Origin of the sequence: Ramlibacter sp., from assembly GCF_028292805.1 — a bacterium.
Classification (GTDB): Bacteria; Pseudomonadota; Gammaproteobacteria; order Burkholderiales; family Burkholderiaceae_C; genus Ramlibacter.
In genome coordinates this window covers 1-24,793 of sequence record NZ_JAQGLS010000292.1, presented here as the reverse complement: position 1 = coordinate 24,793, position 24,793 = coordinate 1, and the positions used below count along the sequence as shown (strand labels likewise).

17 protein-coding genes are annotated in these 24,793 nt (G+C 69.7%); 13 read left to right on the top strand and 4 right to left on the bottom strand.

The genetic code is table 11. From position 1 onward, the window contains the following. Positions 1–166: 166 nt before the first annotated feature. From glgB to glgA, 6 genes are read left to right on the top strand one after another with little or no spacing between them, the layout of a single operon-like run. On the top strand, positions 167–2,098 hold the full coding sequence (gene glgB, locus JWP65_RS17785; RefSeq protein WP_299766143.1) for a 1,4-alpha-glucan branching protein GlgB: 1,932 nt from the start codon (positions 167–169) through the stop codon (positions 2,096–2,098). Then, on the top strand, positions 2,085–3,377 hold the full coding sequence (gene glgC, locus JWP65_RS17780; RefSeq protein WP_367280532.1) for a glucose-1-phosphate adenylyltransferase: 1,293 nt from the start codon (positions 2,085–2,087) through the stop codon (positions 3,375–3,377). Before glgB ends, glgC begins: the two co-directional genes overlap by 14 nt. After that, positions 3,374–5,548, top strand: coding sequence for a glycogen debranching protein GlgX (glgX, locus tag JWP65_RS17775; protein WP_299766140.1), 2,175 nt, complete (start codon positions 3,374–3,376; stop codon positions 5,546–5,548). Before glgC ends, glgX begins: the two co-directional genes overlap by 4 nt. Positions 5,549–5,571: 23 nt before the next feature. Then, a complete protein-coding gene (gene treZ / locus JWP65_RS17770; protein WP_299766137.1) occupies positions 5,572–7,377 on the top strand; it encodes a malto-oligosyltrehalose trehalohydrolase in 1,806 nt (601 codons plus the stop codon). Beyond that, positions 7,374–12,413: a malto-oligosyltrehalose synthase gene (locus JWP65_RS17765; protein ID WP_299766135.1), complete on the top strand. Its 5,040-nt coding sequence runs from the start codon at positions 7,374–7,376 to the stop codon at positions 12,411–12,413. The genes treZ and JWP65_RS17765 overlap by 4 nt, the downstream gene beginning before the upstream one ends. Beyond that, positions 12,410–13,891, top strand: a complete 1,482-nt coding sequence (glgA, locus tag JWP65_RS17760; RefSeq protein WP_299766132.1) for a glycogen synthase GlgA — start codon at positions 12,410–12,412, stop codon at positions 13,889–13,891. The genes JWP65_RS17765 and glgA overlap by 4 nt, the downstream gene beginning before the upstream one ends. Positions 13,892–14,189: 298 nt before the next feature. Here the strand turns inward: glgA and JWP65_RS17755 are convergent, their stop codons facing one another. Continuing rightward, a complete protein-coding gene (locus JWP65_RS17755) occupies positions 14,190–15,128 on the bottom strand; it encodes a LysR substrate-binding domain-containing protein (RefSeq protein WP_299766130.1) in 939 nt (312 codons plus the stop codon). 116 nt (positions 15,129–15,244) lie between these two features. Here JWP65_RS17755 and JWP65_RS17750 point away from each other — a divergent pair, with 116 nt between their 5' ends. Then, on the top strand, positions 15,245–15,886 hold the full coding sequence (locus JWP65_RS17750) for an FMN-dependent NADH-azoreductase (protein ID WP_299766128.1): 642 nt from the start codon (positions 15,245–15,247) through the stop codon (positions 15,884–15,886). A 596-nt stretch (positions 15,887–16,482) separates the two neighbouring features. Here JWP65_RS17750 and JWP65_RS17745 read toward each other — a convergent pair. Then, positions 16,483–17,049 (bottom strand): NADPH-dependent FMN reductase, encoded by a 567-nt coding sequence (locus tag JWP65_RS17745; protein ID WP_299766126.1) that lies wholly within the window; start codon positions 17,047–17,049, stop codon positions 16,483–16,485. Positions 17,050–17,127: 78 nt separating this feature from the next. Continuing rightward, on the bottom strand, positions 17,128–18,150 hold the full coding sequence (locus JWP65_RS17740; protein ID WP_299766124.1) for a sulfate ABC transporter substrate-binding protein: 1,023 nt from the start codon (positions 18,148–18,150) through the stop codon (positions 17,128–17,130). 119 nt (positions 18,151–18,269) lie between these two features. Between JWP65_RS17740 and JWP65_RS17735 the strand changes: the two genes are divergently transcribed. Then, positions 18,270–18,542 (top strand): oxidative damage protection protein, encoded by a 273-nt coding sequence (locus tag JWP65_RS17735; RefSeq protein ID WP_299766122.1) that lies wholly within the window; start codon positions 18,270–18,272, stop codon positions 18,540–18,542. Between the two features lie 4 nt (positions 18,543–18,546). Further along, positions 18,547–20,151 (top strand): FAD-dependent 5-carboxymethylaminomethyl-2-thiouridine(34) oxidoreductase MnmC, encoded by a 1,605-nt coding sequence (gene mnmC, locus JWP65_RS17730; protein ID WP_299766120.1) that lies wholly within the window; start codon positions 18,547–18,549, stop codon positions 20,149–20,151. Here the strand turns inward: mnmC and JWP65_RS17725 are convergent. Continuing rightward, positions 20,148–20,870, bottom strand: coding sequence for a response regulator (locus JWP65_RS17725; protein WP_299766118.1), 723 nt, complete (start codon positions 20,868–20,870; stop codon positions 20,148–20,150). The genes mnmC and JWP65_RS17725 overlap by 4 nt on opposite strands. Positions 20,871–21,089: 219 nt before the next feature. Between JWP65_RS17725 and JWP65_RS17720 the strand changes: the two genes are divergently transcribed. From JWP65_RS17720 to cysD, 4 genes are all read left to right on the top strand, one after another. Then, on the top strand, positions 21,090–22,916 hold the full coding sequence (locus JWP65_RS17720) for a nitrite/sulfite reductase (RefSeq protein ID WP_299766116.1): 1,827 nt from the start codon (positions 21,090–21,092) through the stop codon (positions 22,914–22,916). Continuing rightward, positions 22,916–23,284, top strand: coding sequence for a DUF934 domain-containing protein (locus JWP65_RS17715; protein WP_299766166.1), 369 nt, complete (start codon positions 22,916–22,918; stop codon positions 23,282–23,284). The genes JWP65_RS17720 and JWP65_RS17715 overlap by 1 nt, the downstream gene beginning before the upstream one ends. A 2-nt stretch (positions 23,285–23,286) precedes the next feature. After that, positions 23,287–24,027 (top strand): phosphoadenylyl-sulfate reductase, encoded by a 741-nt coding sequence (locus JWP65_RS17710; RefSeq protein WP_299766114.1) that lies wholly within the window; start codon positions 23,287–23,289, stop codon positions 24,025–24,027. Continuing rightward, on the top strand, positions 24,024–24,793 hold a 770-nt coding region (gene cysD, locus JWP65_RS17705; protein ID WP_299766112.1), incomplete at its 3' end, for a sulfate adenylyltransferase subunit CysD. The genes JWP65_RS17710 and cysD, both read left to right, overlap by 4 nt.

Genomic DNA, 24,793 nt, shown 5'->3' with positions numbered 1-24,793 from the left:
TGAGTCGGTCCAGCTCGACGTCGTCTGGCGGGCAGGCGCCTGAACGCACAGGTCTGGTTCGCCTGTAGGCGCGGACCTACGACGCATGTCGCCGGATCCTTCATGGTCCGGGTGGGGCGCCGGACCACAATGGGGCGATACAACGACCCAGGCCATGAAGCCCCAAATGACCGAGACGGAACCCGCCTCGCATCGCCCTGCCCGGCCGCAGCCGGAAGGCCGCCATGCCAGCCACCACCACCGCCAGTTCGAAGTCATGGGCGCGCATCCGGCGGAGCGCGGCACCTGGTTCACCGTCTGGGCGCCGAACGCCCGCGCGGTGGGCGTCATCGGCAGCTTCAACGACTGGAGCAGCGAAGCCCTGCACCGGCTGGACGACGGCAGCGGCCGCTGGAGCGGCTTCATCGAAGGCGCGCGCGCTGGCCAGTGCTACAAGTTCCGCATCCACAACGTGCACGGCCAGTGGACCGACAAGGCCGACCCCTATGCCTTCCGCATGGAACACCCGCCCGGCACGGCCTCGCAGATCTGGAACCCGCAGCATGCCTGGAGCGACCAGGAGTGGATGGGCAGCCGCGGCCAGCGGCAGGCGCACGACCAGCCGATGTCGGTGTACGAGGTGCACCTGGGCTCCTGGCAGCGCGAGAAAGACGGCGGCTTCCTGAACTACCGCGACATCGCCCAGCGCCTGGCCACCCACTGCGACAACCTGGGCTTCACCCACGTGGAGCTGATGCCGGTGGCGGAGCATCCGTTCTACGGCTCCTGGGGTTACCAGATCACCGGCTACTTCGCCCCCACCGCGCGCTACGGCACGCCCGAGGACCTGATGGCGTTCGTCGACACGCTGCACCAGCGCGGCATCGGCGTGCTGCTGGACTGGGTGCCCTCGCACTTCCCGGCCGACGCGCACGCGCTGGCGCGCTTTGACGGCACGGCGCTGTACGAGCACGACGATCCGCGCCTGGGCTTTCATCCGCAGTGGAACAGCCTGATCTTCAACTACGGCCGCTACGAAGTGCGTGACTTCCTGATCGGCAACGCGCTGTACTGGCTGGAGAAGTACCACTTCGACGGGCTGCGCGTGGATGCCGTGGCATCGATGCTGTACCTGGATTTCGCGCGCGAGCCGGGCGAGTGGATTCCCAACAAGCATGGCGGCAACCAGAACCACGACGCCGTGCGCTTCCTGCAGGACCTGAACACCGCGGTCTACGCGCGCTTTCCCGACGTGCACGTGATCGCCGAGGAATCGACGGCTTGGCCAGCGGTCACGCGGCCCGTCCACGACGGCGGGCTGGGCTTCGGCATGAAGTGGAACATGGGCTGGATGAACGACACGCTGCGCTACGCCGGGCGGCCGCACTTCTACCGCCACTGGCACGGCGACGACATCCGCTTCTCGGCGGTTTATGCCTTTCATGAGAACTTCGTGCTGCCCCTGTCGCACGATGAAGTGGTGTACGGCAAGGGCAGCCTGCTCGGGCGCCAGCCTGGCGACGAATGGCAGAAGTTCGCCGGCGTGCGCAGCCTGTTCGGCTACATGTGGACCCACCCGGGCAAGAAGCTGCTGTTCATGGGCGGCGAGTTCGGCCAGCTGGCCGAGTGGAGCCACGAAGGCGTCCTCGACTGGGAGCTGTGGGCGCGGCCGCTGAACGCCGGGCTGGCCCGCTGGCTGTCCGACCTGAACGCGCTGTACCGGCGGCTGTCCTCGCTGCACGCCACCGACTTCGACGCCCGTGGCTTCAGCTGGCTGCCCAACGAGCGGCACGAAAGCACCATCGTCTGCTTCCTGCGGCGCGCCGAGGGCCAGGCACCGGTGGCAGTGGTCTGCAACATGACGCCAGAGCCGCGTTTCGGGCTGCGCATCGGCCTGCCGGCGAAAGGGCCTTGGCAGGAGGTTCTCAACAGCGACGCATCCATCTATGGCGGCAGCGGCGTCGGCAACCTCGGACAGGTGGAGGCCACCGACCATCCGCTGGGCGGCTGGCCCGCCAGCGCTCTCCTCACCGTGCCGCCGCTAGGCGTGGTGATCCTCTCGCTCCCGACCACTCCAACGACCGCATCCCTTCATGGAGAACCCCATGCCCGGCAATAAGAACGTCCTGGCCTTCGTCATGGCCGGTGGTGAAGGTTCGCGCCTGCATCCGCTGACGGCCAACCGGTGCAAGCCGGCCGTGCCCTTCAACGGCAAGCATCGCATCGTCGACTTCGTGCTCTCCAACCTGGTGAACTCGGAGATCTACTCGATCTACCTGCTGGTGCAGTACAAGTCGCAGTCGCTGATCGAGCATGTGCGGCAGTCGTGGACCATGGCGCGCTTCATCCCGCAGCACTTCATCACGGTGGTGCCGCCGCAGATGCACAACGGGCCGGAGTGGTTCCAGGGCACGGCCGATGCGGTGTACCAGAACATCCACCTGATCGAGAGCTTCCAGCCCGACATCGTGGCCGTGTTCGGGGCCGACCACATCTACCGCATGGACGTGCGGCAGATGATCGACTTCCACATCGGGAGCAACGCCCATGCGAGCGTGGCGACGATCCCGGTGGCGCTGGACCAGAGCGACCAGTTCGGCATCGTGGAGATCGACGACGACCACCGCATCACCGACTTCAAGGAAAAGCCCAAGGCCACGCAACCCATGCCGGGCAGCAGCACGCACGCGCTGGCTTCGATGGGCAACTACATCTTCAACGCCGACGTGCTGCTGGCCGCGCTGCGCAAGATGCACGAAACCGGCGACACCGACTTCGGCAAGCACATCCTGCCCTCAATGGTAAAAAGCCACCGGCTGGTGGCCTACGACTTCGCCACCAACGAAATTCCCGGCACCGAGCCTTACGAGGAGAAGGCCTACTGGCGCGACGTCGGCACCATCGACGCCTACTTCCAGGCCCACTTCGACACGCTGGGCGCCCAGCCGAAGTTCCGCATGACCAATCGCCGCTGGCCGATCTACGCCAGCCCCGACCAGGCCGAGTCGGCGCAGATCGAAAACGGCGTGATCAACCGCTCCATCGTCGGCTCGGGCAGCATCGTCGACGGCGCCACGCTCGACCACGCGATGCTGCGCCGCTCGGTGCTGGTGGAGCCGCAGGCCAGCCTGGAGCACTGCATCGTCATGGAGCGCTCGCGCATCGGCCGCGGCGCCCAGTTGCGCCGCTGCATCATCGACCAGGACAACGACATCCCGCCGGGCGAGCAGATCGGCTGGAACCTGGCGCAGGATCGCCGGCGCTTCGCGGTGACCGAGAGTGGCATCGTGGTCGTGCCGGCAGGCCATTTCCCGCCGCGCAACGCGCCATCGCCGTACCTCGCGCACGGCGACTCCACGGCGAGTGGCGAGGCCCCGCGCATGGAGGTGCTTGCATGACGGCGAAAGCCGTCGGCAAACCCCTCGCCCACCCTGCCCCGCCCACCCTCGCGCCGGCTCCGACGGCGGGCTGCCGGCATGGCCGGGCGTGGCCCTTGGGCGCCACGCCCGGCGAAGGCGGCGTCAATTTCGCCGTCTTTGCCAGCGGCGTCGACCGGGTCGAGGTCTGCCTGTTCGACGCCAGCGGCACCCGCGAGGAACGCCGCATCGCCCTGCCCGGCCGGGCCGAGGACATCTGGCACGGCTTCGTCGAGGGCGCCGGCCCCGGCGCCCGCTACGGCCTGCGGGTCTACGGCCCTTACGACCCGCACCTGGGCTGGCGCTGCAACCCGCACAAACTGCTGCTCGATCCGTACGCGCGCAAGCTCGACCGGCCGCTGCGCGGGGCTGAATGGCAGTACGCCTATCCGCTCGGGCAGGAGCGGCGCGACCTGGTGCCCGACACCAGCGACAACGCCGTCACGGCCGCCAAGTGCGTGGTGGTGGAGTCGGCCTTCGACTGGGGCGACGACCAGCATCCCGCAAGGTCGATGGAAGACAGCGTGTTCTACGAAGTGCACGTGCGCGGCTTCACCCAGCAATTGCCGCAGGTGCCCGCGCACCTGCGCGGCACCTTCGCCGGGCTGGCCACCGAGCCGGCCATCGGCCATCTGCTGGCGCTGGGCGTGACGGCGGTGGAGCTGCTGCCGGTGCAGGCCTTCAACGACGAGCGCCGGCTGGTCGACCTGGGACTGGGCAACTACTGGGGCTACAACACCATCGCCTTTTGCGCGCCGGATCCGCGCTACCTGGCCGGCGACGACATCGACGAGTTCCGGGCCATGGTCAAGGCGCTGCATGCCGCCGGGCTGGAGGTGATCCTCGACGTCGCCTACAACCACAGCTGCGAAGGCAACCATCTGGGGCCCACGCTGTGCTTCAAGGGCATCGACAACCGCAGCTACTACCGCCTGACGGAAGACCACCGGCACTACGTGGACCACACCGGCACGGGCAACACACTCAACGCCAGCCACCCGGCGATGCTGCGGCTGGTGATGGACAGCCTGCGCTATTGGGTCGAGGAGATGCATGTCGACGGCTTCCGCTTCGACCTGGCGCCGGCAGTCGCGCGCAACGCCAGCGGCGGCTTCGACCACCGCGGGCCGTTCCTGTCCGCGGTGGCGCAAGACCCGGTGCTCAAGCGCGTCAAGCTGATCGCCGAGCCCTGGGACCTGGGGCCGCACGGCTATCAGGTGGGCGGCTTTCCCCAGGGCTGGGGCGAGTGGAACGGGCAATACCGCGACCGCGTGCGCGACTACTGGCGCGGCACCGAAGGCAGCCTGCCGGACTTCGCCGCGGCGCTGTGCGGCTCGGCCGACGTCTACGGCCACTCGCGCCGCGGCCCGGCCGCCAGCGTCAACATCATCACCGTGCACGACGGCTTCACGCTCAACGACCTGGTCAGCTACAACGACAAGCACAACGAGTCGAACGCCGAGGACAACCGCGATGGCGAAAGCCACAACCGCAGCTGGAACTGCGGCGCCGAAGGCCCGACCGAGGTGGCCGAGATCCGTGCCTTGCGCGAGCGGCAAAAGCGCAACTTCCTGACCACGTTGTTCGCCTCGCGCGGCGTGCCGCTGCTGCTGGGCGGCGACGAGATGGGCCGCACCCAGGGCGGCAACAACAATGCCTATTGCCAGGACAACGAGGTCAGCTGGTTCGACTGGGGCACCCGGCACCGCGACGACCCGCTGCTGGGATTCACCCAGGCGCTGCTGCGCTTGCGCCGGGAGCTGCCGGTGCTGCGGCACAACGCCTGGCTCAGCGGCGTGCCCGATGTCAACGGCCGGCGCGACGTCGGCTGGTACAGCGTCTGGGGCCTGCCGATGCTCGAGGACGAATGGACCAACCCGGCCGTACTCAGCGTCGCCGCCGTGCTGGACGCACGCTTCGCGCCGGCCGGCACGCCCTGCGGCCGCTCGGTGCTGCTGGCGTTCAACGCCACCGGCCAAGCCGCCACCTTCACGCTGCCGCGCGTCCCGGGCCACGACGGCCACTGGGCCTTGCGCATCGACACCGGCAGCGGCCATTTTTCCGAACCGCAAGCGTCGCTGCATGCGGGCGGGGGCAAACTCGAACTTCTTTCCCATTCAATGGCGCTGCTGACGCAGGCGCCGCAGGAGTAGCCAGCGTGCGTTGCCAACACGTCATGCCTTTCGGCACCCAGCTGCACGCCGACGGCGTGACCTTCCGCCTCTGGGCGCCCGCGGCGCAACGCGCCGAACTGGCGTTCCATCCCGGCGCCGCCGGCACGCCGCTGCTGCGCCCGGCCCAGGCCGATGCCGATGGCTGGTGGGAGTGCACCGTGCCCGAAGCCACGGCCGGTAGCGGCTACCAGTGGTGCATCGACGGCAAGCTGCTGGTGCCCGACCCGGCGGCGCGGCAGAACCCGGCCGGACCGCATGAGCCCAGCGTGGTGGTCGACCCCAAGCAGTTCGAATGGGACGCCGACTGGCGCGGCCGTCCCTGGCACGACGCCGTGCTGTATGAACTGCACGTCGGCACTTTCACGCCCGAGGGCACGCTGGCCGCGGCGATGGAGCGGCTCAAGGAACTGGCCGAGGTGGGCATCACCGCGGTCGAACTGATGCCCCTGGCGACCTTTCCGGGCCGCTTCGGCTGGGGTTACGACGGCGTGCTGCCGTTCGCGCCACACCCCGCCTACGGCACCCCCGACGAGCTCAAGCGCTTCATCCAGGCGGCGCACCGCCTCGGGCTGATGGTGTTTCTGGACGTGGTCTACAACCACTTCGGTCCGGACGGCAACTACCTGACGGCCTATGCGCCCGGCTTCTTCTCCAAGACGGCTACCAGCCCGTGGGGCGCGGCGATCAACTTCGACGGGCCGGACAGCCGGCCGGTGCGCGACTTCTTCATCCACAACGCGTTGTTCTGGCTGCAGGAGTACCGCTTCGACGGCCTGCGGCTGGACGCCGTGCATGCGATCAGCGACACCAGCGAAACGCACATCCTGGAGGAACTGTCCGGCGCCGTGCGCGCCGCCACCCATGGCCGGCACGTGCACCTGGTGCTGGAGAACGAGCACAACGGCTACCGACACCTGGCGGCCGCGCCCGCGCCGGGTCGCTATGACGCGCAGTGGAACGACGACTTCCACCACGTGCTGCACGTGGCGATGACGGGCGAGACCCAGGGCTACTACCACGACTACGGCGCCGACCCCCTGACCCTGCTGGCGCGCGGCTTCACCCACGGCATGGTGTTCGAAGGTTCGAAGCGCAAGCCGGGCGGCGCCCGCGAGGAGGTCAAGCCCGCGCCGCCACAGGTGCTGTCGGCGCTGGTCAACTTCGCCCACAACCACGACCAGGTCGGCAACCGCGCGCGCGGCGAGCGGCTGGTGCGGCTGGTGCCGCCGGATGCAGCGCTGCTGCCGACGCTGCTGGCGCTGCTCACGCCCGCCATTCCGATGCTGTTCCAGGGCGAGGAATGGGGCACGCCCGAGCCCTTCCTGTATTTCGCCGACTGGGAGGGCGAACTGCGCCAAGCGGTGCGCGAAGGCCGCCGCCGCGAGTTCGGCCACGAAGAGGCACACGATTTGCCCGACCCGTGCAGCGTCGCCACCTTCGAGGCCAGCCGCCCGAACCGTGCCCACGCGGCCAGCGCTGCCGGCAAGGCCTGGCTGCACCAGGTGCAGGCGGCGCTGGCCGCGCGGCGGACCCACATCACGCCGCGGCAGGCGCTGCTGCAGACCGGGCGACACACGGCGCAACGCGTCGGCGAGCGCGGCCTGTCGGTGCAATGGCGCTACTCGGACGGCCAGATGCTGTGCCTGGAACTGAACCTCGGCCCGGATGCGATCGAGGTGCCGGCCCAGCACCTGGGCCCGGTCGAGGCGAACACGGTGTTCAGCCATCGCTGGCCGCAGGATGCGCCCTCCTCGCAATGGCCGGCCTGGGCAGCGCGCTGGACCCTGGGCGGGGAGATCACGCTGTGATCGAGTCCGACCTGGCCGAACGCGCCCGCAAGCTGGGCATCGCCGACCGCTACCACGGCTTCTGGGGCAAGGAAGAGGTCGTGCCGGAGGCGGTGCTGGCGCGCGCCGTGCAGGCCATGACCGGCGCGGCCGGCGCGCCCAGGGACGGCCTGCCGCCGGTGTTCGTGGCGCGCGAGGGCGCGCATCCGGTGGTCCGTTGGCGGGCGCAGCAACAGGCGCCAACGCGATGGCAGCTGCTGCGCGACGACGGCGCCACGCAAGTCGCCGCCGGCGAGGTGCAGCACGACGCCGGCGAGGCGCGCATCCACCTGCCGGCGGGCCTGCAGCCCGATTACTACAAGCTCACGCTGGACGATGGCGGGCAAGACCACTGCCTGGTCGCCATCGCGCCGCTGCAGTGCTGGGTGGCCCCGGGGCTGCAGGCCGGCGAACGCTGGTGGGGCTGCACCATCCAGCTGTATGCGCTGCGGTCATCCCGCAACTGGGGCGTCGGCGACTTCGGCGACCTGCGGCGCCTGGCCGACGCGGCGGCGCACCAAGGCGCGTCGTTCCTTGGCTTGAGTCCCTTGCACGCCCTCTTCCCGCACAACCCGGCGATGGCCAGCCCGTACAGCCCGTCGAGCCGGCGGGCGCTGAACCCGATCTACCTGGACGTGCAGACGCTGGTGGACCTGAGCGGCTGCGAAGAGGCGGTGGAGAAGGTGCAGTCGGAGGTCTTCCAGGAACGGCTGCGCAGCCTGCGCGACGCCGCGATGGTCGACTACCCCGGCGTGGCGGCTGCCAAGGAGAGCGTGCTGCGCATCCTGTGGCGGCACTTCGAGGCGCATGAGCTGAACAGCGACCGCTCGCGCGGCGCCCATTTCCTGCGCTACATGCGCGAGCGTGACGCGACGTTGGCGCCGCATGCGCTGTTCGAGGCGCTGCAGGACCACCTGTTCGCGCGCGACCCCGACGCCTGGGGCTGGCCGGCCTGGCCGCAGGAGTACCGAGACCCGCAAGGCCCTGCCGTGCAAGCTTTTGCGCGGGAACATGCGCAGGCGGTGCAGTACCGCTTCTGGCTGCAGTGGCTGTGCGAGCTGCAGCTGGAGTCGTGCCAGCGCTATGCGCGCACCCGCGGCATGGGCATCGGCCTGTACTGCGACCTGGCCGTGGGCCTGAACGGCGGCGGCGCCGAAACGTGGCAGGAGCAGCAGCTGTTCGCCCTGGGCATGCATGCGGGCGCGCCCCCCGATCCGCTGGCGCCGAACGGACAGGACTGGGGCTTGCCGCCCTGGAGCCCGCAGCGCCTGCACGCCGCCCGCTACCAGCCGTTCATCGAAACCTTGCGCGCCAACATGCGCCATTGCGGCGCGCTGCGGCTGGACCATGTGATGGCGCTGATGCGCTTGTTCTGGACCGGGCCCGACGGCGGCACCTATGTCGACTATCCGCTGGACGACCTGCTGGGCGTGCTGGCGCTGGAGAGCCGGCGCCAGCAGTGCATGGTGATCGGCGAAGACCTGGGCAACGTTGCGCCGCGCATGCGCGAGGCGATGCGCGAGCGCGACCTGCTGTCGTACAAGCCGCTGCTGTTCGAGCGCGAGGATGACGGCAACTTCCGCCGGCCCGGCCAGTGGCAGCACAAGGCGCTGGCGGTGGTCAGCACGCACGACCTGCCGACCTTGCGCGGCTTCTGGCTGGGCGAGGACATCGAGCTGTCGGCGCGGCTTGGCCTCTACCCGGACCAGGCCGCGCGCGAGCAGCAGGTGCTGGAGCGGGCCCAGGACCGTGCGCGCCTGCTGCTGGCGCTGGACCGCGAGTCGCTGCTGCCCGATGGCGCGACGGTGCAGCCGACCTCGCTGCCCGATGCGACGCCGGACTTCGTCGACGCGGTCTATGCCTGCCTGGCGCGCACGCCGTGCTGGCTGGTGGGCGTGCAGCTGGAGGACGTCACCGGGCAGCTGCTGCAGGTGAACGTGCCAGGCACCAGCGAGGAGCGCTATCCCAACTGGCGGCGAAAGCTGGCGGTGGGCGTCGAAGCCCTGGGCAGCGATCCGCGCTGGGGCTCGCTGGCTGCCGTCCTGCGAGCCGAGCGCACCGGCCCCAGGCCGCACGAGAGCCATCCGCAGGAGCTGCCGGACCTGGAGACGGCCAGCATCCCGTGCGGCACCTATCGCATCCAGTTCCACAAAGGCTGCACCTTCGAGCAGGTCACGCAGGCCGTTCCCTACCTGCGCTCGCTAGGCATCAGCCACCTGTACAGCTCACCCTACCTGCGCGCGCGCCCGGGCAGCACCCACGGCTACGACATCGTCGACCATAGCCAGCTCAACCCCGAGGTCGGCGACGAGGAGGCGCATGCCCGCATGTGCCGCGTCCTGCGCCGCAGCGGCATGGGCCAGATCCTGGACATCGTGCCCAACCACATGGGCGTGCTGGAGGCCGACAACGCCTGGTGGCTGGACGTGCTGGAGCACGGTCGCGCCTCGGCCCACGCCGAGACCTTCGACATCGAGTGGAAGCCGGCCCAGCCCGAAATGGAAGGGCGGCTGCTGCTGCCGGTGCTGGGCGACCACTACGGCAAGGTGCTGGAGGCCGGCGAGATCGCACTGCACTTCGAGCCCGAGAGGGGCGAGTTCGGCCTGCGCTACTGGGACCACCGCTTCCCGGTCGATCCGGCCAGCTACCCGTCCATCCTGGCCGCGCTGCCGGCGCCGCCGGCGCACGACGACAACGACGGCGACAGCCATGCGGTGGTGGGGGCGCTGCTGGACGCGTTCGCCCGCCTGCCCGGGCGCGACACCCCGGAGCCGGAGGCACGCCGCCAGCGCGCGCGCGACAGCGGCGTCTTCAAGCGGCAGCTGGCGCGGCTGGCGGCGCGCCACGAATGGTTCTCGCGCTGGATCGCCGCCTGCGTGCAGCGCCTGAATGGCCAGGCCGGCGAGCCGGCCAGCTTCGACGCGCTCGATGCGCTGATCTCCAGCCAGGCCTACCGGCTGGCCGACTGGCACGTGGCCAGCGACGACGTCAATTACCGGCGCTTTTTCGACGTCAACACCCTGGCCGCCCTGCGGCAGGAGCGGCCCGAGGTGTTTGAGGCCACCCACCGCAAGGTGCTGCAATGGCTGCAGGAAGGCCTGCTGACGGGCCTGCGCATCGACCACCCGGACGGCCTGAGCCAGCCGCAGGCCTACTTCGATGCCTTGCAGTCCCGCTACGTGGCGCAGGCCGAGGCAAGCGGCCACCCGGCGCGCGCGCTGTACCTGCTGGTGGAGAAGATCCAGGCCGAGCACGAGCCGCTGCCCGATGGCTGGCCGGTGCACGGCGACACCGGCTACCGCTTCGCCAACCTGGTCAACGGCCTGTTCGTCGAAGGCCGCCACGAAAACGCGCTGCTGGCCGCCTACCACGCCTTCACCGGCGAGCCTTGCGACTTCGACGCCTTGCTGTGGCAGTGCAAGAAGCTGATCATCGAGACCTCGCTGTACTCCGAGCTGAACTGGCTGGCGCACACGCTGCACCGCATGACGCGCGGCAACCGGCGCCGCTGCGACTTCACCCGCAACCGGTTGCGGGCGGCGCTGGCTGAAGTGGCGGCCGCGTTCCCGGTCTACCGCACCTACCTGCGCGTGGGCGAAGCGGCCAGCGCGATGGACCGCCAGCACATCGACTGGGCCATCGCCGGGGCGCAGCGCCACCTGGGCGGCTCGGAAGCGCCGGTGCTGCGGCACCTGCGCGAAGTGCTGCTGGGCGAAGGCGAGGCAGAGCACATGGTGCCCGACATGCGCGAGCGCTTCCTGGCCCGCTGGCAGCAGTTCACGGCGCCAGTGATGGCCAAGGCGATGGAAGACACGGCCTTCTACCGCTATGTGCCGCTGTTGTCACTCAACGAGGTGGGCGGCGACCCGCGCAGCTTCGGCGTCTCGGTGGCGGCGTTCCATGCGGCCAACGCGAGCCGCCAGCGGCACCGGCCGCACTGCATGCTGGGCACCTCCACCCACGACACCAAGCGCTCGGAAGATCTGCGCGCGCGCATAGCGGTGCTGTCGGAGCTGCCGGCCGAATGGGAGGACGTGCTGCTGCGCCTGAGCGGCTGGGCCCAGTTGTACCTGACCCGCACGCGCAAGGGCACCTGGCCGGTGGGCAACGACATCTGGCTGCTGTTCCAGACGCTGGTGGGCCTGTGGCCGGCGCAGCCGCCGGACGCCGCCGCCCGCGAAGACCTGCGCCAGCGCATGCAGGCCTACATGGTCAAGGCTGTGCGCGAAGCCAAGCTGAACACCAGCTGGGTCTGCCCCGACAGCGCCTATGAAGAGGCGCTGCAGAAGTACCTGGACGGCGTGCTTCGCGCCGGCCAGCCCAGCCCCTTCGCCGACGAACTGCAGAAGTTCACTGCCCGTGTCGCGCCCTTCGGCTTTCGCAACAGCCTGGCGCAACTGGCGCTGAAGTTCACGGCGCCCGGCGTGCCCGACGTGTACCAGGGCTGCGAAGACTGGAACTTCAGCCTGGTCGACCCCGACAACCGGCGGCCGGTGGACTTTCCCCGCCTCTCCGCGCAACTGGAGCAACTGCAAGGGCTGTACCGGGGCGGCTGGCCGGCCGCCGCGCACTGGCAGGAACTCGATGCGCAGGCGGCCGATGGCCGCAGCAAGCAGCTGGTGACGTGGCGGCTGCTGCAGCTGCGGCGCGACAAGCAGGCGCTGTTCCGCGCCGCGGGCTACCTGCCGCTGGCGACCGAAGGACCGGCGGCGGACCATGCAGTGGCGTTCGCCCGCAGCCATGAGCGCGAGGCGGTGCTGGTGGTGACGGCGCGCCTGACCTGGACCCTGTGCCGCGGCGACGACGAAGCCTGGACGCCACAGCTGTGGCGCGGCACGAGCGTGCGCTGCGGCCTGGAGGGCGGCCCGCTGCGGCGCTTTCACCGCTGGCGCAACTGGCTGACCGGCGAGGCTGTCAGACTCGGGGCCGAGGACGATCCGTCGCTGGACCTGCAGGAGGTGTTCGCCGGGGCCGGCGCATTGCCGTTCGCCGTCCTGGTGGCGGAGGACCAAGCATGAACATCCTGTTTGCCACACCCGAGTGCACGCCCTACGTCAAGACCGGCGGCCTTGGCGACGTCAGCGCGGCGCTGCCGGCCACGCTGGCGGCGCTGGGCCATGACGTGCGGGTGCTGATGCCGGCCTACCGCGGCGTGCGCGTGAGCGGCGAGATCGGCGACGGCGTCGAGCTGCCGGCCTGGGGGCCGTGGCCGGCCGCGCAGCTGGTGCCGGTGAAGGTGGACAGCGGCGTGACGCTGCTGCTGCTGGCCTGTCCTGCGCTGTACCAGCGGCACGGCGGCCCGTACGTGGATGCCAGCGGCAACGACTACCACGACAACGACATGCGCTTTGGCCTCTTGAGCCGGGTGGCGGCACAACTGGGCACGGCGCATTCACCCTTGCACGGCTGGGCGGCCGACGTCGTGCATGCCAACGACTGGCCTTGCGGCCTGGCGCCGGTGTACCTGGCGCAAGCCCGGGCCCTGGCGCCGCACGAGCCGACGGCGGTGTCGGTGATGACGGTGCACAACCTGGCTTTCCGCGGCCTGTTCCCCATGGGCAGCGCCGACCTGCTGGGCATTCCCTTGCATTGGCGCGGCCTGGACGGGGTGGAGTTCTGGGGCCAGCTGTCGATGCTCAAGGCCGGCCTGCAGTTCGCCGATGCCATCACCACCGTCAGCCCCACCTACGCCCGCGAGATCCAGACCGAAGCCCAGGGCGTGGGCCTGGACGGCTTGCTGCGCGCGCGTTCCGGCCGCCTGCACGGCATCATGAACGGCATCGACACGCAGGCCTGGGACCCGGCGCACGACCCGCTGCTGCCGCACCGCTTCAGCCGCGACAACCTGCAAGGCAAGCGCCTGTGCAAGGCGGCGCTGCAGGCCCGCTGCGGCCTGCCGACCGACCCCAAGGCCATGCTGTTCGCGGCGGTCAGCCGGCTGACCGAGCAAAAGGGCATCGACCTGGTGCTGGGCGCCTTGCCCGGGCTGCTGGCGCAAGGCGCGCAGCTGGTGGTTCTGGGCCAGGGCGACCCGACGCTGGCCCAGGGGCTGCGCGATGCGGCCGAGCGCCATCCGCTGCAGGTGGCGGTGACGCTGGGCTTCGACGAAGGCTTGGCGCACCTGATCGAGGCCGGCGCCGACGCCTTCCTGATGCCCTCGCGCTTCGAGCCTTGCGGCCTGAACCAGATGTACAGCCAGGCCTACGGCACGCCGCCGGTGGTGGCGCCGGCCGGCGGCCTGCTCGATTCGGTGATCGACAGCGACGCCGACCCGGATCACGGCACCGGCTTCATCATGGCCGCCTGTGATGCCGAAGGCCTGCAGGAAGCGCTCCTGCGCGCCGTGCGCGCCTGGAACGAACGCAAGCGCTGGCGCCGGATCCAGGCCAACGGCATGGCGCGGGCGTTCGGCTGGAACGAGAGTGCGCAGCGCTACATCGAGGTGTACCGCGCCGCCATCGACGCCGCCAGCGTCAACGGTACTTTGCCGCCGTGATGAACTGCGAAAAGGCTTCGCGAGATAGAGTCGGCAGGCCGGGCCCGGCGCCGGGCGGCCGCGCAGTGCGACCGTGGTCGGCGTCAGCGTCACCTCGCCCTCGCCCCAGTGCAGCGCGTCGCTGCCCTTCAAGTCGCGGCCGAAGGTTGCCTTGTAGCGCGCGCCCTGCGCCGCCGGCTGCACCTCGGCCGCTGTCGGCGCCTGCGGCGCGGACAGCACCGGCAGCACACAGTGCCAAGGGCGAAGCCAGTCGTGAACACCACGAAATGGGTGGACACCAGCCAGAAGAACAGCTTTTTCATGCGGCTTGTCCCGCAATTTGGGCCGGCGCGGCGACGATGCGCTCGCCGGCCATGTTGGCGCCGAGAAAGTCCAGGAAGCGCCGCACCGCCGGCACCATGCCGCGGCGAGTGGGAAACACCGCCAGCACCGCCGCGGCGGGCGGCGCCCATCCGGGCAGCACCGGCACCAGCTCGCCGCGCTGCAGCTCCTGGCTGCACATGTAGTCGGGCAGCACGCAGATGCCGGTGCCTTGCAGCACGGCGAACTTCAGCGTCAACAGGTCGTCGGCAATGCACAGCGGCTGGTGCTGCAGCTCGAAGGCCTGGCCGTTCGGGCCCAGCAGCCGCCAGCTGGCACGGCCGTCGATGGCCGACATGGCCACGGTCGGCAGGTTCTTCAGATCGTCCGGCGCGCGCGGCTGGCCCAAGCGCTGCAGCAGCTGCGGGCTGGCCAACAGCGCGCCCAGCGTGGGTCCGAGCCGCTTGACCACCAGGGTGCCGCTGTCGTCCAGGCTGGAACGCACGCGCAGGGCCACGTCCACGCCTTCCTGCACCAGGTCGACCACGCGATTCGTCACCTGCATCTCGATGCGCACCTGCGGGTGGGTGAGCAGGAAGCGCGGCAACAAGGGCCCGATGGTGCTTTGCGCCAGCGTGACCGGGCAGGTGACGCGCACGGTGCCACGCGGCTCGGTCTGCACCAGCGCCACGGCTTCGTCGGCGGCTTCGGCCTGCTCGCGCATGGCGACGCAGTGGCGGTGGTAGGTCTCGCCGGCCTGCGTCAGCGACAGCTTGCGCGTGGTCCGCTGCAGCAAGCGAACGCCCAGCCGCGCCTCGAGCTCCGCCACGCGCCGCGACAGGCGCGACTTGGGGATGCCCAGCGAGCGCCCGGCGGCGGCAAAGCTGCCGCCGTCCACCACCTCGGCAAAGTACAGAAGATCGTTCAGATCCTGCATGGATCGTCCCACAGATAGAACAATCTATCCCGATCTCGCCAACTTATCAAGAAATCGACTCATCTTCATAATCAGTGAACCGGAGCAGACAGCTCCTACCCACCAGAAAAACTCCCATGAAATTGCTGCACATCGACTCCAGCGCCCTCGGCGCCAACTCCGTTTCGCGCGAGCTGACTCGCCGCATCGTCGCCCAGTGGCAGGCCACCCGGCCGGGCACCACAGTCGACCATCTCGACTTGGCCACCGACGCGCCGAGCCACCTCGACATCGACTCCCTGGGCTTTCGGCTGGGCCTGGACGGCGCCAGCCTGACCGAGGCGCAAAAGCGCGAGAACGCCGTCTCCGAACGGCTGGTCAGCCAGTTCCTGGCGGCCCACGTCGTGGTGATCGGCGCGCCGATGTACAACTTCACCATCCCCAGCCAGCTGAAGGCCTGGATCGACCGCATCGCACAGGCCGGCCGCACCTTCCGCTATGGCGCCAACGGCGCCGAAGGCCTGTCCGGGGGCAAGACGGTGATCGTGGCGTCTTCGCGCGGCGGCGCCTACGGCGACGACTCGGCTTACGACCACCAGGAGAGCTACCTCAAGACGGTGCTCGGCTTCCTGGGCGTGACCGACGTGCGCTTCGTGCGGGCCGAGGGCGTGGCCATGGGCGAGGCAGTCAAGGCGAAGGCGCTGGCGGATGCGGATGTGGCGATCCGGGCGCAGACGGCGGAAGCGGCAAACGAGCGGCGGGCGGCGATCGCGGCCTGAGCCATGAGGCGGCTGAGCCCGGTCAACCGCGCCCAGCCCACGGGGCCTGTCGTATTCGGCACGGCTGCCGATCCAGAACCAGCCAACCCCGACACTGAACATCTTTTCGCCGCCAAGTGACTTGAGCTGGAGCCAAGGCTGGCCGGATCTGCCTTCGGGAGCCTGTAGTTCTTTCGGCGGCGGCTGTCGCGGGCGAGCCCCACAAGGCGGCAGGCGCGAACTTCCCGGTGGCGTACAGCACCGACGCCGACGCCGACGATGTCGATGCACGGCGCCGGCGCGGCGAGCGCCGCGAACACGGCCACGCCGCGGGCGAACAACTTGCTTGCCTTCACGGAACGAAACTCCTGGCTGAAAGCAATGCAATGGAGGCAGCAACGTCGTGCGCGGGAACGGCCGATTCTCCCTTTGCTCACAATGCAAACATTGGTGCGCGCGCCACGGCGTGTCGAGGTGATGTAGCGCAATCCTCGTCATCCCCACGCAGGGGGGATCCAGGGCATTCAAGACAAAGCCCGCACGGGGGCTTGTTGAAAGGCGAACGCCCTGGATTGCCGGCTACGCGGGAATGACCGAGGGCGCGGCGGGCGCCCCGCTCACCTGTTGGCCACGCGGTCCGCGTGCTGCTTGACGAAGGCCGAGAAGGCGTCCAGGAACTTCTGCAAGAACTGCTTGGTGGCGTCGTTGCCCACGCCGCCGCCTTCGGCGAACAAGCCCGGCTTGTTCTGCATGAACATCTCGGGTTGCCCCAGCGTCGGCATGTCGAGGTAGGCCAGCACGTTGCGCAGGTGCTGCTGCGCGAGCGCGGTGCCGATCGCGCCGACCGAGATGCCGATCACGCCCGCCGGCTTGCCGGCCCAGGCGCTCTGGCCATAGGGGCGCGAGGCGTGGTCGATCGCGTTCTTGAGCACGCCCGGGATCGAGCGGTTGTATTCGGGGGTGACGAACAGCACCCCTTGCGCGGCGGAAATCCCGGTTTTCAGGCGCCGCACCGGCTCGGCCTGGTTGGCGTCATCGTCCTGGTTGTACAGCGGCAGGTCGTCGATGCGCGCCAGCTCGAACTCCAGGTCCGGCGGCGCCAGCTTCTTGAGCGCGGCGGCCAGCTGGCCGTTGAACGAATCCTTGCGAAGGCTGCCGACGACGAGGGCGATGCGGTAGGTCATGACTGTGCTCCTGGGTTGGATGCAATCATTCTGCGCCGCCTGCGTCGCCGTGGGGCCGTGCCGACGCGGCCCCACTGATCACTTGCGGGTGTAGATCTGGTCGAAGCTGCCGCCGTCGGCGAAGTGGACCTTGGCCGCCTGATCCCAGCCGCCGAAAGCCTGGTCGATGGTGAACAGGTTGAGCTTGGGGAACCGCCTGGCGTACTTGGCCTGCGCCTTCTGCGAAATCGCCGGGCGGTAGAAGTGCTTGCCGGCGATGTCCTGGCCTTCTTCCGTGTAGAGGTACTTGAGGTACTCCTCGGCCACGGCGCGGGTGCCCTTGCGGTCGACCACCTTGTCGACCACGGCAACGGCCGGCTCGGCCAGGATGCTGAGCGAGGGGTAGAGCACGTCGACCTTGCTGCCGAATTCCTTTTCCAGCAGGTAGGCTTCGTTCTCCCAGGAGATGAACACGTCGCCCTGGTTGCGCTGGGCGAAAGTGATGGACGAGCCGCGGGCGCCGGTGTCGAGCACGGGCACGTTGGCGTACAGCTTGCCGACGAAGTCCTTGGCTTGCGCGTCGCCGCCGTACTTGCGTTTGGCGAACTCCCAGGCCGCCAGGTAGTTCCAGCGGGCCCCGCCCGACGTTTTCGGGTTGGGCGTGATCACGCTGATGCCGGGCTTGGCCAGGTCGTCCCAGTCCTTGATGCCCCTGGGATTGCCTTGGCGCACCACCAGCACGATGGTCGAGGTGTAGGGCGAGGCGTTGTGCGGCAGCTTCTTTTGCCAGTCGGCCTTGAGCCAGCCGCCGTGCCTGACCAGCGCATCGGTGTCGCCGGCCAGCGCCAGCGTGGCGACGTCGGCATCGAGGCCGTCGATGATGGCGCGGGCCTGCTTGCCCGAGCCGCCGTGCGACTGCTGGATGCTCACGTCCTGGCCGGTCTTGGCCTTCCAGTACCTGGCGAAGGCCTGGTTCAACTCCACGTACAGCTCGCGCGTCGGGTCGTAGGAGACGTTGAGCAGCTGCACCGTCTGCGCCGCTGCGGGCAGCGCCGCGAAGGTCATGGCCGCCGCCAGGGCGGCGGCCATGGGAATCTTGATAAAGTCGCGGCGTTGGCTCATGAAGGCACCTCGTTATTGAATGGGGGCATTCTGGAAGCCGGCGGCCGCAACGGGAACGACAGAGTTCTTGTATGCATATCCGCATAAGCACATCCCCACCAGATTCCCAGGAGACGCCCATGGCGCGCACAGTTCAATGCATCAAGCTCGGCCGCGAAGCCGAGGGCCTCGATTTCCCGCCATACCCCGGTGAACTGGGCAAGCGCCTCTGGGAAAGCGTCAGCAAGGAAGCCTGGGCCGCCTGGCTGAAACACCAGACCATGCTGGTCAATGAAAACCGCCTGAACCTGGCCGACGCCCGGGCCCGCGACTACCTCAAGCGCCAGATGGAAGCCCACTTCTTCGGCGGCGGTGCCGACGCCGCGGCCGGCTACGTGCCTCCCGCCACCTGATTCGGTGGACCCGCGCGCTGCCTGGGCGCAAGCCGGCCAGTGGCGCGTGCTGCAGGCGGGCTTGGCCGGGGGCCTGCGCTTTCCCGCGACGTTGCAGGCCTGGCGCGACGACCCGCAGCGTCCCGCGTTGCTGCATTACGTGGCAATCACGGTTGCCGGCCCGGTCCCGCCCTGGAGCGGCCTCACGCCGGGCTTTCACCGCTTCTCCTTCGAGGATGGCCGGGTGCTGCTCACCTTGTGCGTGGGCGAGCTCGCCGCCATGCTCAAGGAGCAGGCCTTCCGCGCCGATGTACTGCTGTTCGATGCGCTCGCCCCCGCCACGCTGAAAGCCCTGCCGCGCCTGTGCCGACCCGGCTCGCAGCTGGCCTGCGAAGGCCCCGTGCAGGTGACGCCGCGCGAGTTGGCCAGCCTGGGCTTCGTGGTGGACAGCATCGCGCAGGACGGCTTGCAGGCGCGCTACGCGCCGGCCTGGCAGGTCAAGGGGCTGCCGCAAGCTTCACCGCCCTGCCCCTCTGACTGCATCGTGGTCGGTGCCGGCCTGGCTGGCGCAGCCGTGGCCGCCAGCCTGGCGCGGCGGGGCTGGTCGGTGCGGGTGCTGGACGTCGCCGCCGAGCCGGCCGCCGGCGCCTCCTCGCTGCCGGGGGGCTTGATGGCGCCACACCAGTCGCCCGACGACAACCTGCTGTCGCGGCTATCGCGCAGCGGGGTTCGCATCACCTGGCAGGAATGCGCCCGGTTGCTGGAGCAAGGCGTGGACTGGGCGCCGAGCGGCGTGCTGGAGCAGCGCGGGAACGACCAACGACCGCTGCCGGCGCTGGGACCGAGCCTGGACGCGTGGAGCCGCGATGCCGACGCCGCGCAGAAAGCAGCGGCGGGGCTCCCACTGCAGCATGCCGCCTGGTGGCACGCCACGGCCGGCTGGGTCCGGCCGGCGGCGCTGGTGCGGGCCTGGCTGGCCGGGCCAGGCATCGTGTTCCAGGGCAATTGCAAGGTGCACGACGTGGTGCGCGATGGCGATGGCTGGATGGTGCGCGACGCTGGCGGCGCCGCGCTGGGCCGCGCCCCGCTGGTGGTGGTGGCCGCCGCCGGCGCCAGCGCCGGCTTGCTGGCCGGCCGCGTCACGACCCATCCGGTGCGCGGCCAGGTGTCCTGGGGCTTGCGCCAGGCGGGCGACATCTTGCCTGGCCACCCCGTCAACGGCAACGGCCACTTCCTGCCCGACCTGCCGCTGGCTGCCGGCCGGGCCTGGCTGACCGGCTCGACCTACGGCCGTGCCGACGCCGATCCGTCGCCGCGTGCGCAGGACCATGCCGCCAACCTGGAACGCCTGCGCGAGTTGCTGCCCACGGCCGCCGCCGCGCTGGCGCCGCAGTTTGCTGGCGGCGCGGTGCAGGCCTGGAGCAATGTGCGCTGGGCGTCCAGTGACCGCCGTCCTCTGGCCGGCGAGATCGAGCCCGGTCTGTGGGTCAGCACCGCAATGGGTTCGCGCGGCCTGACCTTCGCGGCGCTGTGTGGGGAATGGATCGCGGCCCGCTTGCACGGCGAGCCGTGGCCGCTGCAGGCGCGGCTGGCGCAGGCGCTGGATGCGCGGCGCGTGAAAAGCGCCTAGATCCGCTTCAACCAGGCATTCAGCCGCGCCGGGTGCGGTGGCGCATCGAGCAGCGCCTCGGCGCCGCCGAGCCAGGCCCGCACGTGTTCCGGCAGGGAGCGCCGGCACTTGGTGACCGCCACGTGCGGGATGGGGCGCTTGCCGTCGCGCAGCTCGCGCAGCACCGACCAGGCGTCCATGTCGGGCAGGCCGAAGCCGACCAGCGCCACGTCGTACTGCTTGCCGCGCGCCAGTTCCACCGCCTGGGTGCCGCTTTCGGCTTCGTCGGCCTGGGTCAGGTGCGCCAGCGACAGGCGCGCGCGCAGGTAGAGGCGCTCGTCGCGGTCCGCGCAGACGATCAGCGCCTGCTTGAGCGACATGCCGGTGGTGGGCTCGCCCACCTCGACGTCGAAGTCCAGCGGATCGCCGACGAACACGGAGTCCATGGCCTCGATGATGGCCGGCCAGGCGATCGGCCGGTCGAAGCTGCGCCAGACCCGGGCCGGCGCTTCCGGCCCCACCCACAGCAGCTTGAGGCCGCCGTTGAACGACAGCTCGGCCTCGACCCTGGCTTCGTAGCTTTGCCCGTCCAGCAAGGCCATCCCGGCGGCCTCGGGCGCGTGCGGGGTCCACAGCTGGTACATCGTGCGGCACTGTTCGGACAGGCGAAACACGGTGTTGACGGCGTGGCGCTCCTGGTCCGTGAACCCCACCACCTTGATGAACACCCGTTGCGCCATGGACCGGTTTCCCTCCTGCCTCTGTGGTGATTATGCAGACGACGCGCCAACCTGCCCACCCGTGCTTATCCGGGGTCGCCCAAAAACTTGGCCGCAGCCCGCGCCAGGCTTGAGAATATGCTTATCCGCATATACCTCGAACAAAAATGTAGTTTGGTTCCATAAGGCAACTGAATACAGTCCCTGGATCGGGCCATTTCACGGCCTGTCTCCAGTTCCATGTACCGCTACACAGATTTCGACCGGCAATTCGTGCGCGCCCGCGCCGAACAGTATCGCGACCAGCTCGAGCGCTGGCAGGCCGGCAAGCTCACCGAAGAGGAATTCCGCCCGCTGCGGCTGCAGAACGGCTGGTACATCCAGCGCTATGCGCCGATGCTGCGCGTGGCCGTGCCCTACGGCGAGATTTCCAGCGCTCAGCTGCGCGCGCTGGCCAAGATCGCCCGCGACTACGACCGTCCCGACGCCGCCCTGCTGAGCGAAGCGCAGGTCAAGCAGTCCGCCCTGGGCGAAGTGCCGGTGCCCGGCGGCGCCCCGGTGGCCACCGTGCTGACGGCCGGCTACGGCCACTTCACCACCCGCACCAACGTCCAGTACAACTGGATCCCGCTGGCCAGGAGCGCCGACGTGATGGACCTGCTGGCGTCCGTGAACATGCACGGCATCCAGACCAGCGGCAACACCATCCGCAACATCACCACCGAGGAGCTGGCCGGCATCGCCGCCGACGAGGTCGCCGACCCGCGCCCGTTCGCCGAGATCCTGCGCCAGTGGAGCACGCTGCATCCGGAGTTCGCCTTCCTGCCGCGCAAGTTCAAGGTCGCCCTGAACGGCGCCGCCGAAGACCGCGCCGCCCTGGGCTGGTACGACATCGGCCTGCAGCTGGTGCGCGACGGCGCCGGCGCCCTTGGCTTTCGGGTTCAGGTGGGCGGCGGCATGGGCCGCACGCCCATCATCGGCACCGTGGTGCGCGAGTTCCTGCCCTGGCACCAGCTGCTGAATTACGTCGAAGCCTGCATCCGCGTCTACAACGAGTACGGCCGCCGCGACAACGTGTGGAAGGCCCGCATCAAGATCCTGGTCAAGGCCGAAGGCCAGCGCTACATCGACAAGGTGGAAGAGGAATTCCGCCAGATCGTCGAACTCGACGGCGGCCCGCACACCATCACCCAGGCCGAGTACGACCGCGTGGCGGCCTGCTTCGTCAGCCCCACCCTGGTGCCGACGCTGCGCAAGGGCGCCGAGGCGCAGCTGCACGAGATCGTGCGCGCCGGCGCCGAAGCCGACACCGCATACGACCGCTGGCTGCAGCGCAACGTGCGCTCGCACCGCGACCCGGCGCTGCGCATCGTGACGCTGTCGTTCAAGCGCCTGGGGCAGGCCCCCGGCGACGCCACCGCCGAGCAGATGGAGACGGCGGCCGAGCTGGCCGACCGCTTTTCCGCCGGCGAAGCGCGCCTGACGCACGAACAGAACCTGCTGCTGCCCTGGGTCCACGCCCAAGACCTGCCCGAGCTGTTCGCGGCCGCCCGCAAGGCCGGCTTCGCGCGCCCCAACATCGGCCTGCTGACCGACATGATCGCCTGCCCCGGCGGCGACTTCTGCTCGCTGGCGAACGCCCGTTCGCTGCCGATCGCCGAGGCCATCACCCAGCGCTTCCAGGACCTGGACGAAGAGTTCGACTTGGGCGACATCCGCCTGAACATCTCCGGCTGCATCAACTCCTGCGGCCACCACCATGCCGGCCATATCGGCATCCTGGGCGTCGACAAGGACGGCAAGGAGTGGTACCAGGTGACCCTGGGCGGCGCCGACGGCACCGACCTGTCGGGGCCGGCCCTGCCCGGCAAGGTGGTCGGCCCCTCGTTCTCCGCCGCCGAAGTGCCGGTGGTGATCGAAGCCGTGCTCGACGCCTACCGCCGCCTGCGCCAGCCGGCCGCCGACGGCCGCGCCGAAACCTTCATCGCCACCCTGCGCCGCGTGGGCATGGACCCGTTCAAGGCCGCTGCCAACAGCGCCCGTTTCGTCCAGAAGGAGGCAGCATGATCCGCCTGATCGCCCATGGAACGCCGGCCGAGCCCGACGTGAACGTGCTGGTGCTGGCGAACGACGCCGACGCGCTGGCCGTGCCGCTGGACGGAGTAGACCGCATCGAGCTGCAGTTTCCCAAGTTCACCGACGGCCGCGCCTTCAGCCAGGCCCGCCTGCTGCGCCAGCGGCGCGGCTTCGAAGGCGACATCCGCGCCACCGGCGACGTCGGCATCGACCAGCTGGTACAGATGCACCGCACGGGCTTTTCCAGCGCGGTGTTGAAGGAAGGCAAGGACCCGGCCGACGCCGAGCGCCAGTTCGCCCGCTTCCCGTCGTTCTACCAGGGCGACGCTGCCGGCACGCAGCCGCTGTTTCGGCGCTGACCATGAGCGCCGTCGACCTGCACGCGCGTGCCTCGCACGACCACGCCGCCAAGCTCGCCGCCACGCAAGACCTGCTGGTGGGCGCCGCCAGCCGGTTCGCGCCGCTCAAGCAGGCGTCCAGCCTGGGCGCGGAAGACGTCGTCATCACGCACCTGATCAACGCCCTGCAGCTGGAGATCCCGGTGTTCGTGCTGGAGACGGGCATGCTGCACGCGGAAACCCTGGCGCTGCTGGAGCGCACCCGCGCCGGTTCGCGCGCGCCGGTCGAGGTGTTCACGCCGCTGCAGGAGCAGGTGGTGCACTTCGTCGAGCGTGAAGGCAAGGAGGCGATGTACCGCAGCATCGCGCTGCGCAAGGCCTGCTGCCAGATCCGCAAGCTGGAGCCGCTGGAGCGCGCGCTGGCCGGCCAGCGCGCCTGGATCACCGGCCTGCGCCGCGAGCAATCGGCCGCCCGCGCCGAGGTGCCGCTGGTGGACCGCGCCGACGAAGCCAAGGGCGGCCGCATCAAGCTCAACCCGCTGGCCGACTGGACCTGGGGCGACGTCTGGCACTACATCCAGGCCAACGACGTCGCCTACAACCCGCTGCACGACCAGTTCTTCCCCAGCGTCGGCTGCGCGCCCTGCACCCGCGCCATCAGCCTGGGCGAGGACTTCCGCGCCGGCCGCTGGTGGTGGGAAGACGAGGCCGCCAAGGAATGCGGCCTGCACGTGACGACCGACAACGAGAAAGTGACCACATGAACGCCCGAGCCGAACCCCAGTTGCTGGGCCGCATCAGCAACCGGCACCTGGATGCGCTGGAAGAAGAAGCGATTTTCATCCTGCGCGAAGTGGCCGGCGCCTTCGAGCGCCCCACCCTGCTGTTCTCGGGCGGCAAGGACTCGCTGGTGCTGCTCAAGCTGGCCGAAAAGGCGTTCGGCAGCGGCCGTATCCCCTACCCGCTGCTGATGATCGACACCGGCCACAACTTCACCGAGGTGACGGACTTCCGCGATCTGCGCGCGAAGGAGCTGGGCGCGCAGCTGGTCGTGCGCAGCGTCGAAGACTCGATCAAGCGAGGCACGGTGCGGCTGGCGCACCCCGGCGAGAGCCGCAACGCGCACCAGTCGGTGACGCTGCTGGAGGCGATCGAGGAGTTCCGCTTCGACGCCCTGATCGGCGGCGCGCGCCGCGACGAGGAAAAGGCCCGCGCCAAGGAGCGCATCTTTTCGCACCGCGACGGCTTCGGCCAGTGGCAGCCGAAGGCGCAGCGGCCGGAACTGTGGACGCTGTTCAACACCCGGCTGCACCCGGGCGAGCATTTCCGCGTGTTCCCGATCTCCAACTGGACCGAGCTGGACGTGTGGCAGTACATCGAGCGCGAAGAGATCGCGCTGCCGTCGATCTACTACGCGCACCAGCGCCAGGTCGTCGAGCGCAGGGGCCTGCTGGTGCCGGTGACCGAGCTGACGCCGCCGCGCGAGGGCGAGCAGGTCGTCACGCGCACCGTGCGTTTCCGCACCGTGGG

Bases quoted from the DNA above. Each gene is read 5' to 3' on its own strand.
- glgB (WP_299766143.1), top strand. From the start codon at position 167: ATGACCGAGACGGAACCCGCCTCGCATCGCCCTGCCCGGCCGCAGCCG.
- glgC (WP_367280532.1), top strand. From the start codon at position 2,085: ATGCCCGGCAATAAGAACGTCCTGGCCTTCGTCATGGCCGGTGGTGAA.
- glgX (WP_299766140.1), top strand. From the start codon at position 3,374: ATGACGGCGAAAGCCGTCGGCAAACCCCTCGCCCACCCTGCCCCGCCC.
- treZ (WP_299766137.1), top strand. From the start codon at position 5,572: ATGCCTTTCGGCACCCAGCTGCACGCCGACGGCGTGACCTTCCGCCTC.
- glgA (WP_299766132.1), top strand. From the start codon at position 12,410: ATGAACATCCTGTTTGCCACACCCGAGTGCACGCCCTACGTCAAGACC.
- JWP65_RS17755 (WP_299766130.1), bottom strand. From the start codon at position 15,128: ATGCAGGATCTGAACGATCTTCTGTACTTTGCCGAGGTGGTGGACGGC.
- JWP65_RS17750 (WP_299766128.1), top strand. From the start codon at position 15,245: ATGAAATTGCTGCACATCGACTCCAGCGCCCTCGGCGCCAACTCCGTT.
- JWP65_RS17745 (WP_299766126.1), bottom strand. From the start codon at position 17,049: ATGACCTACCGCATCGCCCTCGTCGTCGGCAGCCTTCGCAAGGATTCG.
- JWP65_RS17740 (WP_299766124.1), bottom strand. From the start codon at position 18,150: ATGAGCCAACGCCGCGACTTTATCAAGATTCCCATGGCCGCCGCCCTG.
- JWP65_RS17735 (WP_299766122.1), top strand. From the start codon at position 18,270: ATGGCGCGCACAGTTCAATGCATCAAGCTCGGCCGCGAAGCCGAGGGC.
- JWP65_RS17725 (WP_299766118.1), bottom strand. From the start codon at position 20,870: ATGGCGCAACGGGTGTTCATCAAGGTGGTGGGGTTCACGGACCAGGAG.
- JWP65_RS17720 (WP_299766116.1), top strand. From the start codon at position 21,090: ATGTACCGCTACACAGATTTCGACCGGCAATTCGTGCGCGCCCGCGCC.
- JWP65_RS17710 (WP_299766114.1), top strand. From the start codon at position 23,287: ATGAGCGCCGTCGACCTGCACGCGCGTGCCTCGCACGACCACGCCGCC.